Origin of the sequence: Synechococcus sp. W60.3, from assembly GCF_047502615.1 — a bacterium.
In the GTDB taxonomy this organism is placed as follows: Bacteria; Cyanobacteriota; Cyanobacteriia; order Thermostichales; family Thermostichaceae; genus Thermostichus.
This window is the reverse complement of record NZ_JANSHJ010000008.1, coordinates 56,383-70,854: the sequence shown is the minus strand read 5'-3', so window position 1 is coordinate 70,854 and position 14,472 is coordinate 56,383. Positions and strand designations below refer to the sequence as shown.

Annotated in this window: 11 protein-coding genes; 7 read left to right on the top strand and 4 right to left on the bottom strand. The window is 60.6% G+C overall.

The window, feature by feature from the left end; translation table 11 throughout:
- Positions 1 to 63 precede the first annotated feature (63 nt).
- On the top strand, positions 64 to 978 hold the full coding sequence (locus tag NW846_RS04705) for a tetratricopeptide repeat protein (RefSeq protein WP_240527867.1): 915 nt from the start codon (positions 64 to 66) through the stop codon (positions 976 to 978).
- Positions 979 to 980: 2 nt separating this feature from the next.
- Here the strand turns inward: NW846_RS04705 and dxs are convergent, their stop codons facing one another.
- Entirely contained in the window at positions 981 to 2,930 is a 1,950-nt protein-coding gene (gene dxs, locus NW846_RS04700; RefSeq protein ID WP_011430533.1) for a 1-deoxy-D-xylulose-5-phosphate synthase, read from the bottom strand.
- Between the two features lie 507 nt (positions 2,931 to 3,437).
- Here dxs and cysK point away from each other — a divergent pair.
- Entirely contained in the window at positions 3,438 to 4,418 is a 981-nt protein-coding gene (cysK, locus tag NW846_RS04695; RefSeq protein ID WP_414346434.1) for a cysteine synthase A, read from the top strand.
- 29 nt (positions 4,419 to 4,447) lie between these two features.
- Here the strand turns inward: cysK and ileS are convergent, their stop codons facing one another.
- Together ileS and NW846_RS04685 are read right to left on the bottom strand one after the other, a co-directional pair.
- A complete protein-coding gene (ileS, locus tag NW846_RS04690; RefSeq protein WP_414515433.1) occupies positions 4,448 to 7,213 on the bottom strand; it encodes an isoleucine--tRNA ligase in 2,766 nt (921 codons plus the stop codon).
- A gap of 564 nt (positions 7,214 to 7,777) precedes the next feature.
- Complete coding sequence (locus NW846_RS04685) at positions 7,778 to 8,620, bottom strand: nuclear transport factor 2 family protein (protein ID WP_240527920.1); 843 nt, start codon at positions 8,618 to 8,620, stop codon at positions 7,778 to 7,780.
- Between the two features lie 133 nt (positions 8,621 to 8,753).
- Here NW846_RS04685 and NW846_RS04680 point away from each other — a divergent pair, with 133 nt between their 5' ends.
- From NW846_RS04680 to NW846_RS04660, 5 genes are all read left to right on the top strand, one after another.
- Positions 8,754 to 9,197, top strand: a complete 444-nt coding sequence (locus tag NW846_RS04680) for a rhodanese-like domain-containing protein (RefSeq protein WP_414346436.1) — start codon at positions 8,754 to 8,756, stop codon at positions 9,195 to 9,197.
- 131 nt (positions 9,198 to 9,328) lie between these two features.
- Positions 9,329 to 11,176 (top strand): aminopeptidase P family protein, encoded by a 1,848-nt coding sequence (locus NW846_RS04675; RefSeq protein ID WP_414346438.1) that lies wholly within the window; start codon positions 9,329 to 9,331, stop codon positions 11,174 to 11,176.
- Positions 11,177 to 11,264: 88 nt separating this feature from the next.
- On the top strand, positions 11,265 to 11,690 hold the full coding sequence (locus NW846_RS04670; RefSeq protein WP_011430539.1) for a TerB family tellurite resistance protein: 426 nt from the start codon (positions 11,265 to 11,267) through the stop codon (positions 11,688 to 11,690).
- Positions 11,691 to 11,960: 270 nt separating this feature from the next.
- Positions 11,961 to 12,572 (top strand): TMEM43 family protein, encoded by a 612-nt coding sequence (locus tag NW846_RS04665; protein WP_414346440.1) that lies wholly within the window; start codon positions 11,961 to 11,963, stop codon positions 12,570 to 12,572.
- Complete coding sequence (locus NW846_RS04660; RefSeq protein ID WP_414346442.1) at positions 12,530 to 12,994, top strand: TMEM43 family protein; 465 nt, start codon at positions 12,530 to 12,532, stop codon at positions 12,992 to 12,994. Before NW846_RS04665 ends, NW846_RS04660 begins: the two co-directional genes overlap by 43 nt.
- A gap of 261 nt (positions 12,995 to 13,255) precedes the next feature.
- Here the strand turns inward: NW846_RS04660 and NW846_RS04655 are convergent, their stop codons facing one another.
- Positions 13,256 to 14,461, bottom strand: a complete 1,206-nt coding sequence (locus tag NW846_RS04655; RefSeq protein WP_414346444.1) for a PLP-dependent aminotransferase family protein — start codon at positions 14,459 to 14,461, stop codon at positions 13,256 to 13,258.
- Positions 14,462 to 14,472 lie beyond the last annotated feature (11 nt).

Genomic DNA, 14,472 nt, shown 5'->3' with positions numbered 1-14,472 from the left:
TGGCAGGAAGGATCCCCGCTTGCTGCAGCTAACATGGGCATGGCCTGTTTTTGCGTGGGTGTCATGCCGCCACTGTTATTCCGGTTGTCTGTCCGGTTTTTGCTAACCTTGCCGCTGGGCCTCGCCATGGTGTTGGGGAGAGGGAAATGGGATCCCGCTCGAGCCCAGGTGTTGCTGCGTGTTCCCCTGCCCAATGGGGAGTTGATGCGGGCGCAGGGGCTGCAACTGGCCACGGACGCGCTGCGGCTGGCCCAGTTTGGCCAGACGGAAGAGGCGCTGCGCCGCCTGCAACTGGCGGTGGCCATGGTGCCCACCTCTTCCGAGCTGCTCTACGTTTTGGGCAACGTCCACCTGGAGCTAGGAGACTATGGCCAAGCCATCCAAGCGCTGCAAAAGGCCCGCGCCCTGGCTCCCGACGACGCCGACATTCTCTACTCGCTGGGATCTGCTTACTTGCGGCAGGGCAGCTATTTTGCCGCCGCTGAAACCCTGGAACGGGCTGTTGCCTTGCAGCCAGATAGCCCCAACGCCCGCTTTCAACTGGGCAATGCCTACCTCATGCTCGACCAATGGGATCGCGCCCGGCAGGAGTATGAGAAAACCTTGGAGTTGGATCCCGCCTATTGGCCGGCCATGAACAACATCGGCCTGGTGGACTATGAACAAGGGGATCTGGAGGCGGCCATCGAGCGCTGGGAACGCACCATCGAGATGAACGACGCGGTGGCAGAGCCCTACCTAGCCCTGGCTACGGCCCTCTACGTTCGCGGCGAAACCGAACGGGCGGAAGAACTGGGGGCCAAGGCCATGCGCCTGGATCCCAGCTATGCCCGGCTAGAGGTGCTGCGGGAGAACCTGTGGCGGGAGAACCTGCTGCGGGATGTGCAAATCCTCCTGCGCACCCGTCCTGTTGCAGAGGCTCTGCAGCAAGCCGCCATCGAGCAGTTCAACCAGCAGATGGGCCTTGGGAAAGAGTAGGCTCAGGAGCTGCCCAAAATAGCTTGAGCCTGCGAGGCTCTCTGTCCCTGAAGGGCCTCGACCTTGGCCCGGATGCGCTCGGCAATGCCGACGCTGTTCAGGCCCAGTTCCGCCAGCGATTCTTCAGGAGTGGCGTGCTCCACCCACACATCCGGCACCCCCAGGCGCAACAGCGGCACTCGGATATCGGCATCCAGGAGAGCTTCCCCCACTGCCGAGCCAAACCCGCCCATGAGGCAGCCTTCTTCCACCGTCACCACCAGGCGGCTCTGTTGGGCCAGGGGCAGGATCAGCTCGGTATCCAGAGGCTTGGCAAAGCGGGCATTGACTACCGTCGTGGAGATGCCGTGTTCCTTGAGGATCTCCGCTGCCTGCAAACTGGGATGCACCATCGACCCATAGGCTAGGATCAGGACCTCGCCGCCGCTGCGCAGCACCTCTGCTTTGCCGATGGGAATGGGCTCCCACCCCTCTTCGGCCAGAGGCACCCCCACGCCAGCTCCGCGCGGGTAACGCATGGCGATGGGGCCCTTTGTGTACTGGATCCCGGTCACCACCATGCGCTGCAGCTCCGCCTCGTCTTTGGGGGCCATCAGCACCATCTCGGGAATGCAGCGCAGATAGGCAATGTCGTACATGCCCTGGTGGGTGGGGCCGTCCGCTCCCACCACCCCTGCCCGATCCAAGCAGAAAAAGACCGGCAGCTTTTGAATGCAGACATCGTGGATGATCTGGTCGTAGGCCCGCTGCAGGAAGGTGGAATAGATGGCCACCACCGGTCGCATCCCCTCGCAGGCCATGCCAGCAGCCAAAGTAACAGCGTGCTGCTCGGCAATCCCCACATCCACGAACTGATCCGGCAGTTTTTCTTTGAGCTTGTCTAGGCCGGTGCCGGTGTCCATAGCCGCCGTGATGCCAATGATGCGGGGATCCCGCTCCGCCAGTTTACAAAGAGTGTGGCCGAAGACCTTGCTATAGCTAGGGGGAGTGGGTTTGGTAGGAGGATAGGGTTTGCCGGTGGCTAGGTCGAAGCGGGATTGGGCGTGATAGCTTACCTGCTCAGCCTCTGCCGGTGGGTAGCCCTTGCCCTTGACCGTAGCCACGTGCACCAGCACCGGCCCAGAGATGCCGTGGGCCAGCTCAAAAGCATCCAACAATTCCGCCAGGTTGTGCCCGTCCACCGGCCCTACGTAGGTAAAGCCCAGCTCCTCAAAGATGATGCCGGCCTTGTTGTTCTGCACGGCAGTAACCAGCTTCACCGTCTCCTTGAGACGGTCGATTTCCGGGCTGAGGCTGGAGCCAACTAGAGGTAGGTTCTTTAGCTGCTCCTCCAGGCTGTCGGCCAAAAACTGCACCGGTGGGCTGAGGCGCAGGCGGTTTAAATAGCGCGGGATGGCCCCCACATTGGGGGAAATCGACATGCCGTTGTCGTTGAGAATCACCATCAAGTTGGTCTTGGGCAGGTGCCCGGCGTGGTTGATGGCTTCATAGGCCATGCCCCCAGTCAGGGCGCCATCCCCGATGATGGCCACCACCTTGAAGTTTTCTCCCCGCCGATCCCGAGCGATGGCCATGCCCAGGGCTGCCGAGATGCTGGTGGAGGCGTGCCCGGCCCCAAAGTGGTCGAAGCGGCTCTCACTCCGCTTGAGGTAGCCGGAAATCCCTCCTTTCTGGCGAATGGTATGGAAGTTGTGGTAGCGGCCAGTAAGCATTTTGTGGGCATAGGCTTGGTGGCCCACATCCCAAATCACCTTGTCGCGATCCAGGTCGAGGGTTTTGTAGAGCGCCAAGGTCAGCTCCACCACGCCCAACCCCGGCCCCAGGTGACAGCCGACTGGAGAGTTGGCAGCCGTTTGCAAGTGCTTTTCGCGAATCTGGCGGGCTAGGCTGCGCAACTGGCTGAGGCTGAGGTTGCGGAGCTGGTTGGGGTGAGTGATCTCACTCAGGTGCATAGGGGACTTGTCCTTCCGGTGTAATCTCACTGTGACATACTCCCGCACTCATGCTGACGTATAGAGTGCGGGCTTCTCGCTTCGTCGGGGAGCTTCTGCAAGAACCCTCTGCGTTCGGCTTTGCCGTGCCGTTAGGGATGCAGACATGGAATGCCCTACCGCGTAGTTGCACCAGGTTCCGGCAACGCCGTTTTCTACAACTAGATCCATTTTATTGTTGCGAGTCTGCGACGGGGGTATCTGGCACTGACTGCCTCTCGACAGTACAGTGCGGGGCTGATCTACCCCCGAACCCCCTTCAGCTAAATCATTTTCTGGGCGGGTTTTGTTGCTATCCCCTGCGGAACTTCGGAAAACATCGGGATCCCCTGGTCCAAGGGCAGTGAGATCCTGAGAGGGAGCACCAAGGAGCTCATGCAGGGGTTAGCATCGCACAAGGCCCTCGGCTGCTCTGGACTTGAGGCCGACGGCCTGCTGTCGCGATCGGTTTCTGCCTTTTTGTGAACCATGAAAATTGCCGCCAACATCACTCAGCTCATCGGTCGTACCCCTCTTGTGCGGCTAAACCGGATCCCTCAATCCGAAGGGTGTCTGGCTGAGATCGTCGTGAAATTGGAGAGCTTTAACCCTGCCGCCTCGGTGAAAGATCGCATTGCCGTGAGCATGATCGAGGCTGCCGAACGAGCTGGCTTGATCACCCCCGGCAAGACCATCTTGGTGGAGCCCACCTCTGGCAATACCGGCATTGGCCTGGCCATGGCTGCTGCTGCCAAGGGTTACCGGCTGATCATCGTTATGCCTGAGAGCATGAGCCTGGAGCGGCGGCGGCTGCTGAAGGCTTACGGAGCAGAGGTGCACCTGGCCAGCAGCGCCGGCGGCATGGGGGAGGCCATCTGGAAGGCGGAAGAGATCGTGCGCCGCACCCCCAATGCCTACATGCTGGGCCAATTCACCAACCCCGCCAATCCCCAGATCCACGCCCGCACCACCGGCCCCGAGATCTGGGAGGACACCGATGGCCAGGTGGACATCCTGGTAGCGGGGGTGGGCACTGGCGGCACCATTACCGGGGCGGGCGAGTTTCTCAAGAGTAAGAAACCTTCCATTCGGCTAGTGGCCGTCGAGCCCAAGGCAAGCGCGGTTCTAAGCGGGGGACGGCCCGGCTTTCACCGCATCGAGGGCATCGGGGCGGGGTTTGTGCCGGAGGTGTTGCGGCGCGACCTGCTGGACGAGGTAATTGCGGTAGATGACGAGGAGAGCATGGTCTACAGCCGCCGCCTGGCCAAAGAAGAAGGGATCCTCTCCGGCATCTCCACCGGGGCAGCCCTGGCTGCCGCTATCCAGGTGGGGCGGCGACCGGAAAACGCCGGCAAGCTGATCGTGATGATCCAGCCCAGCTTTGGCGAGCGCTACCTGAGCACGCCCCTCTTCCGCAACCTGGAGCGGGAGGAGGCCGACGCCGGGATCCTGCAGGCCAACCCAACCTAGGCCAACAATTCCGACAATCCATCCGACGTTCAAAATTCGCCGGCCAGGGCTGCCACACAGCGCTCGCACAGCTCTGGGTGTTCGGCAAACTCGCCCACCCGGGTGGAATAGTTCCAGCAGCGCACGCATTTTTTCCCCTCCGCTGGCTGAACGGCAACCTGTAGATCCTCCTCTCCAGGGCCGGCCTTGACCAACTCGACTTGGGAAGTGATAAACAGGTAGCGCAGCTCGGCTGCCCGCTCCTCCAGCAGGGCATGTAGGTGGGGATCCGCCACCTTGAGGATGAGTTTGGCCTCGGTGGAAGCGCCGATGACCTTGTCGGTGCGGGCCTGCTCCAGGGCCTTGTTCACCTCCTGCCGCACCGCCCGCAGCTTTTCCCAGGTGGCGGCCAACTGGGGATCCCGCCACTGCTCCGGCAGCCGCATCCAGCCCCCTTCGAACACCGAGCGGGTGGGCTTGGGGTAGGGCAGGTAGCTCCAGATCTCTTCGGCTAGGTGGGAGAGCACGGGGGCAATGGCCTTGGCCAAGTTCTCCAGCACCAGCGACAGCACCGTCTGGCACTGCCGCCGCCGCAGGCTGCGGGCGTGGCTGATGTAGAGGCGATCCTTGCCGATATCCAAGTAGAAATTGGAGAGATCCACCACACAGAAGTTTTGAACCGCTTGGAAAAAGCGGTAGAACTGGTAGTTTTCAAACGATTCGGTGATCTCCGCTCCCACCTCCTGCAGGCGGTGCAGGATGTAGCGATCCAACTCCGTCAACGCTTCAAAAGGAACAGCATCCTGCGCCGGGTTGAAGTCGTAGAGGTTGCTCAGCAAAAAGCGGGCCGTGTTGCGGATCTTGCGGTAGACATCCGCCATCTGCCCCAGAATGGTCTTGCCTATCGGCACATCGCCGGAGTAGTCGACGCTGGAGACCCACAGCCGCAGCACATCGGCCCCGTAGGCGGGATCCGTCTGCGGATTGCTGCCGCCGTTGATGAGCAGCAGGGGATCGATGACGTTGCCCAGGGACTTGCTCATCTTCTGGCCCTTTTCGTCCAGCACAAAGCCGTGGGTGAGCACCGCCTTGTAGGGGGCACAGCCATTGACCGCCACTGAGGTCAGCAAGCTGGACTGGAACCAACCTCGGTGCTGATCCGAACCCTCCAGGTAGAGATCCACGGGGTAGCCCAGCCCGCGTGCCCGGGCCACCGCCGCCCAGGAGGAGCCGGAGTCAAACCAAACATCCATGGTGTCCGTGCCCTTGCGGTAGGTGCGGCCATGGCGGCGGTACTGCTCCGGCAGCAGCTCTTCCACCGGGCGCTTCCACCAGGCGTCGGATCCCTCTTGGGCAAAGATGGCCTTGATGTGGTCGATAGTTTCGGCTGTGAGCAGCACCTCGCCGGTCTCCTCGTCGTAAAAGACGGGGATGGGCACGCCCCAGGCCCGCTGGCGGGAGATGCACCAGTCGGAGCGCTCCTTGACCATGGCGGTGATGCGGTTTTCCCCTTCCGGTGGGATCCACTTCACGGTTTTGATGGCCTGCAGGGCCAGCTCCCGGAAGCCGGCTACGGACGCAAACCACTGCTCGGTGGCCCGGAAGATGGTGGGTTCTTTGGTGCGCCAGTCGTAGGGGTATTTGTGGTTGTAGGGTTCTTCTTTGAGCAGGGCGCCGACAGCCCGCAAAGCCTTAATGACAGCCAGGTTGCCGCTGGTCTCCGGTTCTTTGGAGAGGACATCTAGCCCGGCAAACTGGGGGCCGGCTTCTGCTGTAAACTTCCCCTGCTCGTCCACGGGGCTGAGGATGGGCAGGCCGTACTTTTGGCCAGTCTTGAAGTCTTCTTCCCCATGCCCCGGCGCCGTGTGGACAATGCCGGTGCCGGACTCGGTGGTCACATAGTCTCCCAAAACACAGAGGCTAGGGCGGTCAAAGAGGGGGTGGCGTCCCTGGCAGTATTCCAAAGCGGATCCCGGCAGGGTGGCCTTGACCTCTAAGGGGGTCTCCAGGACTTTCTCCAGCCGCTGCCGCAAATCGGCGGCAATCAGTAGTAGGCCGAAGCGGGGAGACTCCACCACCGCATAGGTAAGCTTGGGATTGAAACAGAGAGCCAAGTTGGCCGGGATCGTCCACGGGGTAGTCGTCCAGATGGCCGCCCGCAGGCCTGGCAAGAAGGGCTCCAAAATCGGCTGCGCCGCCGGGCTGAGGCTCTGCAGAGGAAAAGCTACGTAGATGCTGGGGGAGATGTGGTTGTCGGGATATTCCAGCTCCGCTTCCGCCAGGGCTGTCTGGGAGCTGGGGCTCCAGTGGACGGGCTTGAGGCCGCGGTAGATGTAGCCTTTAAGGGCCATCTGGCCAAACACCTCGATCTGGGCCGCCTCGTACTCCGGCGATAGGGTCAGGTAGGGCCGATCCCAATCTCCCCATACCCCCAGCCGCTGAAAACTGGCCCGCTGCACGTTGACGTAGTGCAAGGCGTACTCTCTGGCCTTTTGCCGCAGTTGTAGGGGGGTGAGGCTCTGCCGCTCCTGGGGGGAGAGGCTTTGCAACACCTTCAGCTCGATGGGCAGACCGTGGCAATCCCAGCCGGGCACATAGCGCACCTTGCGCCCCTGCAGGAGGTGGTACTTGTTGATGATGTCCTTGAGGATCTTGTTGAGGGTGGTGCCCATGTGGATGTCGCCATTGGCATAGGGCGGCCCATCATGCAGCACAAAGGGATCCCCAGGATTGTTCTCCGACAGACGCTGATAGATTTGCTCTTCCTGCCAAAAGGCTTGGATGGCGGGCTCCCTCTTGGCAGCCTCCGCCCGCATGGGAAACTGGGTTTGCGGCAGGTTGAGGGTACTTTTGTAGTCCACGGCAACTTGAGCAGGCTAAAGGGCGTCCTTCTATCCTACGCCGTTGCCTCGTTCTCAGTCTCCTTGGCCTGAGGGGAAGGGATCCGGCCCGCCACCTTGGTAAAGATTTGTGCTAGCCTCAGGATGTCGTTGAGTAAGGGAGGTTCCAGCGGATGCCAGATAGTAGTTGTTGTAAGGGTCGTCAAGTTGGGTTCAGCCGGCTGTGCGCCGGGGCTGTTCTCTAACGGCCTGAACTCAGATCCTTAGCTTGCTGAGGAGTCTTCGCGTTCTGGCTCGCTTGGAGTTCCTCCCGGCAGTCAGGTTCCAGTTGAAGGCCCGCTAGACCGCTCTCTCCTGGACCGCCTGTTTTGCCTGGGTGGTGGGGGAGAGCGGATAGTTTTTCTGCAAGTTTTCGACGACCGCCGGGGCTTGGAGTCGAGCAGAAATCTTCCGAGGGCTTCCAGACCTCTCAAATCTCAGCTTCGCCCAAAAGATCTCAACAACTACCCAGGTCAAGAGTCCTTAAGGGCTGTCGATCCCTCAGGGTTGAATGACGAGGCGCCGGCTTTCGACAACAAGGCCACTCTGGTTGACTAGCATCACCGAGAGCCAGCGGGCGCCAGCTTCTGGCGGCGCATCTGCCTGCAGGAAGAGCCCGCCCGCCTGCAGAGGTTCAAGGGCAAACGAAGTTAGATCTAAGTAGCCGGCCGCAGCCACGGGCTGCTCCTCGACGGCGCCCAACAGCAAAGATTGGGCGAGGGGCTCGGCCACAATGGCCTGCAGCGAGTAGGGGGATCCCGGCTTGACCACCTCCGGCAACCTGAAGGTGACGGTGGGGGGCGCCGAGCCGGAGGTGAGGGTGCTGGCCTCCCGCAGCACTTCCTGCTCCACCAACAGCAGTTGCTCCGGCTTGGCCGCATTCGGGCGGTAGCGGTTGCGCACCAGGGCAGAGGCCTGCACCTGAAACTCCCCCCGCGCTGAAGATTGGGATCCCTGCACTTGGCTGGCGATCTCGGCCACGATCTCAGGGCCTAGCCGCCGCCAAGAGAGAATTTCCGCTGCGTAGGTCAGCTGGGGATGGGCCTCCCACAGCTTGCGAATGGCCCTTTCCACCCCCTGCCGATCCAGGCCGTCGCGGTGGCGGAAGTCGGGGCTATAGCCGGCCATCACCTCCTCCAGATCCCGCCGGTTGGCGGCCTCTATTTGCTCTTGCAGCCACTTCACCAAGGGAGCCGGTGCCGGGGCGGAGACCTGTTTTTGGATCCCGCTTTCCAGAGGCAAGGGGGCAGCCTGGGCCGCTGCCTTGCTGGGCAAAGGGATCCCCCAGCTCAAAGTCAGAGCAAGGAACCCAAGCAGTTGGGAAAGGGTGGATTGGAAGCTCAAACTGGGGGCCTCCGGCGGCAAATCTGCCTTTCTTTAGTTTAGCTTGCTGAGGATCGAGGTTTTGAGGTTTGGCGTTGCCTCACTGGAGTGGGCCTGGGTTTATCCTGGGAGCTGGGTTCTCGGCGAGGTGTGCATGGCGTCCCACCACTCCCCTGCTTTCTTAGCTTTGGTCAACGAGGCCAAAAGCCGCATCCAAGAGCTGACAGTCGAGCAAGTCAGGCAGAAACAACTGCAAGGGGATCCCTTTTATTTGGTCGACGTGCGGGAAGAGTCGGAGTGGCAGGCCGGCCACATCGTCGGCGCCATTCACCTCAGCAAAGGCATTATCGAGCGGGACATCGAGAAGGTGATCCCAGACAAAGAAGCCGAGATTGTCCTCTATTGTGGCGGCGGCTTTCGTTCGGCGCTGGCAGCCGATAACCTGCAAAAGATGGGCTACCGCCGCGTGATCTCCATGGACGGCGGGATCCGCGCTTGGCGAGAGGCCGGCTTTCCCGAATCTCAGCCCTCACCCCCAACCCCTCTCCCAGAAGCGCCCTCACCCCCAGCCCCTCTCCCAGAGGGAGAGGGGAGTTAGAGCGGTGCGTTCGCAACCGCGTCGCCTAGCAATAACGCAGAAGCCCTTGGCTACTGCTTCGCAGTTGACCAGCGGCCTAGGTAGCCGGTTCCTCTCTTCCCATCTGCTTTCCCAAGGTAAAGAGAACTATATTGGTCTCTAAGGTCATCGGCCCAGATCTCCCTCTCATCCCCACCATGCTCCAAACCCTGCCCCGCCTGGATATTGCCACTCGTTTGCAGCAGTTGCGTCAGCTTTTGCAGGAACAAAATCTCGATGGCTTTTGGGTGCCCTCGGCTGATGAGCACCTCAATGAGTATTTGCTGGAATATCGCAAGCGGCGGCAGTGGATCACGGGCTTTACCGGCTCGGTGGGCGATGCCCTAATCAGCCAAGACCGCGCCTGGCTGTGGGTGGATCCCCGCTACCACGAGCAGGCGGAGCGGGAGGTGGATCCCAACCTGTTTACGGTGATCAAAGGCGGCCTGCCGGATCAGCCCAGCCTGATGGAGATCGTGGAAGAGCTGGGATCCGGCTTTCGCCTGGGGGTGGATCCTTTTACGGTGTCGGTGGCCACCTACCGCCAGTTGCAAGCCCACGCCCAAGCCGGAGGAGTGCTGCTGGTGCCGGTTAGCGAAAACCCACTGGACAAGCTGGCCAAGGAATCTAGCCAAGCCCTCTTGGAGCAACCCATCTACCCTGTCCCTGCCCAGCTCTGCGGAGCCCCCCCCAGCGACAAGCTGGCCCAGGTGCGCCAGGAGATGCGCCGCAAGCGGGTGGGACTGTTGCCCCTAACCAAACTGGATCAGGTAGCTTGGCTGTTTAACCTGCGCGGCTCCGACATTCCCTACAACCCGGTCTTCCGCGCCTATGCGCTAGTTGCCCTGGAGAGGGTTGCCCTCTTCACAGATCTGGAGCGCCTCACTCCCTCCGCAAAGCAAGTGCTGGCTGAGGCAGGGGTAGAGCTCTGGCCCTACGAGGCCTACCGGGAACAACTGCCCCAGTGGGCCGAGCGCTACGGGCCAGTGGGAGTAGATCCCAAGCAGACTACCCAGGGCACGCAAGAGCTGCTGCGGGGGGCAACCTGTCGCGAGTTGGATCACCCCGTGGATCTCCTCAAGGCGGTCAAAAACCCCACCGAGCTGGAGCAGATGCGCCTGGCCAACCGCAAAGCCAGCCGGGCCAAGATCCGCACCCTGGCCTGGATTGACCGGCAAATCCAAGCAGGGATCCCCATCAGCGAAGCCGATGTGGCCGCTGTTATGGAGGCCCACTACCGCGAGGAAGGGGATTGGGTGGGCCTGAGCTTCAACACCATTGCCGGGGCCGGCGCCAACAGCTCCATCGTCCACTACGGCACCCCCGATCCCCAGAAGTTCTTGCAGACAGGCGAGTTGCTTCTGTTGGATTCCGGATCCCACTACCTGGGGGGCACGACCGACGCTACCCGCACCCTCTGGATTGGCCCGCAACCGGCGGATCCCCTGTGCCGGCGGCGCTACACCGAGGTGCTCAAAGCCCACATTCACTGCGCCCGTCAGATCTTCCCCCCCGATACCTACGGCGTCTCCTTGGATGGCATTGCCCGTTCCAGCCTTTGGCAAGCGGGGCTGGACTACGGCCACGGTACCGGCCACGGTGTCGGCGCCTTTTTGAACGTCCACGAGGGGCCCAACGGGATCCACCGCCGCGCCAGCACCCCCCTCAAGGTAGGCATGATCACCAGTATCGAGCCGGGCTACTACCAGCCGGGCTGGGGTGGAATTCGCCTAGAGAACCTCTACGAAGTGATTGCAATTCCGGAGCCAGAGGGCTGGATGGGCTTTCGCTCCCTGACTTGGATCCCTTTCGATAGGCGGCTGATCGATTGGGATCTCTTGGACGAGGCACAGCGGGCTTGGCTTGAGGAGTATCACCGCCAGGTCTACGCCATTCACCACGCCACCTTGTCAGAACAAGATGCCGCCTGGTTAAAACGCGCCTGCGGCCTCGCCGAGTGAGACTGCCCCTGGCCAGCCCCTTCCCAGCTCGCTCAGGGCCCCAGAACCCCGACCGCCAGCGGCACCTCTAGCGACAAGGGATCCCGCCATGAACCCGACAACCCAACATCGGCTCATCCTCAAAATTGTGGCCGGCTCCGCCTGGGCCGATGGGCACCTAGAGCCGCAGGAGTTGGCCTATCTGAGATCCCTGCTGCGCCGCTATGGTTTGGAGCACGATGCCGAGCTGCGAGAGCTGATCCAAGAGCCCATTCCGATGGCGCAAACGGAGCGCTGGATGGCCGATTATCTCGCCCAGGCCACCGAAACCGAGCGCCTACAACTTCTGGGGGCAATCGGCAACCTGATGATGGCCGACAACGCCGTTTCTCCGGAAGAGCACGACCTTTTGGATGACTACTACACCCTAATGGCAGGGATCCCGCCTCGCCCAGAATCGGCACCCCATCTGGTGAAGGGCGTGGGGCAGTTTTTCCGGCGCCTGGTCAAGGCTGTAAGGGGGGACATTGCTTAATCAATTCTTAGCTGAAAAATAGGGTTCTCATAACCTGTACGAGGTGCAATCTACTTCTGGAATAGACATAAGTTTGGAAAAGTTAAAAACTTGCTCTGAATTCTATAATTCTATAAAACGGCTAGATTTCATGGATAAATAGAAGGGGCTGTGCTAGACTGAAGCCATCGCTGGGGACAGGGCTATGGCTGAGCGTTATAGACAGGTAGAGCGGGTTGGGTTTGGCTCGCGGCTGGCCAGTTCTTTTGTATCAGTGTTTGTTGGATTGTTTTGGGATCGTTCTGGCTTTTGTTTTGGAATGAGGGGCGGGTCAACCTTGCCCAAGTGGCAACTGGGGCCATTGAAATCAGTCCATTGGGCTCGCCCTCTGCGCCTCTTGGAAGCTTAGTATCGCTCACAGGCCCAATTACCAGCAATGAGCTTTTGGGCGATAATCTCTTCCTGCGGCCAGGGCCGTATATTGCCGTCAGGCGCAAGGCGGAAATGTATGCTTGGGAAGAGGAAAAAGAAACTCGCACTCAAGAGGAGTTTGGCGGATCGGAAGTCAGAGAGACAATCTATACTTACACCAAAGTCTGGACGGAAAACCCCGAAGATTCAAGCCGGTTTTATCGCAGCAGTGAGCACGTCAACCCACCGATGGCTTTTTCCAGCCAACTCTTTCGAGTCAGCCAGGCTCAAATTGGGAATTACCGAATTAGAATGCAAGATTTGCAGATCGAAACTCCCTACGCTGTTCCTCTGGAGCCCCAAACGTTGATCCCGGGGATCCCAGCTAGGGTGGAAGGCTCTTATTTTTCAAGGGGCGGGGAACCCTGGCCAATCCACAAATTGGCGATATGCGAACTTCGTACACTGCCTTGTACAGCGGAACTCAAGTAACTGTCTTTGGTCGTTTGGCCACCCCTAACAGCCTAGAGAGCTACCTGGGGCCGCGCAGCATTCGATTTTATCGGCTATTTGCCAGCGATCGATTTGCAGCCATTGAGCGTCTTGCTGCCGAACACAATGCCCTGACTTGGATCCTGCGCTTTGTGGGATTCTTGATGATGTGGATCGGGGCCGACTCTTTCTTCGTCCCCCTTCATACGATGCTCAGCATCTTTCCTTTTCTAAGCGGCCTGGGGCGATCTATGACGAGAGTGGTCACCTTTTTCATAGCCTTGGTTTTAACAGGGACGACTATTTTAGTCTCATCGATAGTGCATAATCCGGTGGCGCTGCTCCTCTGTTTGGGTGTGGCGGGAGTTTTCATCCTCAACGTGCTGGGGCGACGTCCCAGACGGCAAGTGGCAGGTTTTTAAGAGTTCCTCTGCCGGCACAGCAAAGAGCTTGCAGCGCTGCTGCATCCATTCAAATATGGCTGCTCCGAAGAGCAGCGAAATAGCTTGTCTCGATTCCTCTTACTTTCCCCTCACCCTTTCCCCTCACCCCCAACTTCTCTCCCGAAGGACAAAAGGAGCTGGGGATCAAGGCAAACGGTTTCAACGCAATTTGGAGCGACCAACCTACTAATCCCCGAAGGTTAAGAGCCGCTTTGTGGCTGCCCTAGCAGATTCTTTTTCCTATATTGATCGTTGGCCCATGAGTTTGTACAGTTGCTCTCCGAGGATCTGGATGCCGCTGAGGATGCGCTCTTCCGGTTGGTAGCTGAAGGCGAGGCGCAGGGCGTGATCCCCTTGGCCATCAGCAAAGCAGTGGGTACCCGGCAAGAAAGTTACCCCCAGCGCTCGGGTGGCCTGCAGCAAGGTGTCGGCACTCAGGGGAGGGGGCAGCTCGCACCAGATAAAGAATCCACCCCCAGGGGCCTCCACCTTGACTTCAGGGGGAAAACATTGAGCAATGGCCTCCAACATCAGGTGGCACTTTTCTCGGTAACGGCGGATCAAAAGCTGAATGTGGCTCTCTAGGCGGCCTTCCCCGCAGTATCGGGCCACCACCCGGCCCAAAAAAGGCCCCAGGGATCCCTCGCTGCGAAACATCTCCAAGCGGCGGATGATCTCGGGATGGCCACAGGCCCAGCCCACCCGCACCCCCGGCGCCACAATCTTGGAAAAGGTGCCCACGTGCAGAACCCAGCCCTCTTTATCCAGCGCGGCCAAACTGGGCAAGGGATCCCCGACAAAGCGCAGGTCGTAGTAGGCCTCGTCCTCCACCACCACCACGCCGTATTCAGCCGCCAACTGCAGCAGCTTCTGCCGCCGCGGCCAAGAGAGGGTGCAGCCCCTAGGGTTGTGAAAGGTGGGAATGGTGTAGATAAAGCGGGGTGGGATCCCTTGGCGGGCTAGCTCGCGCAACACCTCTTCCAGGCGATCCACCACCATGCCCTCCCCATCCACCGGGATCGAGATCAGACGCGCCCCTGCCGCCGCAAAACGGCTGACCGCCCCCATGAAGGTGGGCCCCTCCACGATCACCACATCCCCCGGCTCCACAAAGACCTGGGGCAAGAGGCCAAGGATCTGCCCAGAGCCATAGCCGATCAAGAGGTTTTCCGGCTGCGCCTCCACCCCTCTGGCCCGCATCAACTGCTGCACCACCTCGATCAACCCGGCAAAGGTGCCGCCGTAATTGAGGGCAGCATCCCCATCTTCCGCCAACACCTCCGCTGTCGCCCGCGCCAGGTCGGCCTTGGGAAACAACCGCGGATCCGCCAGGCCAAAGGTAAAACTGGTTACTACCGGCACCGCCCCAGCGATCTCCGCGCCAACAGGAGGCGGGATCACCGCCTGGGCCCGCCGGGCGAACAGGGTCTCTAAGAGGGGCCGCATCCGAATCTTCA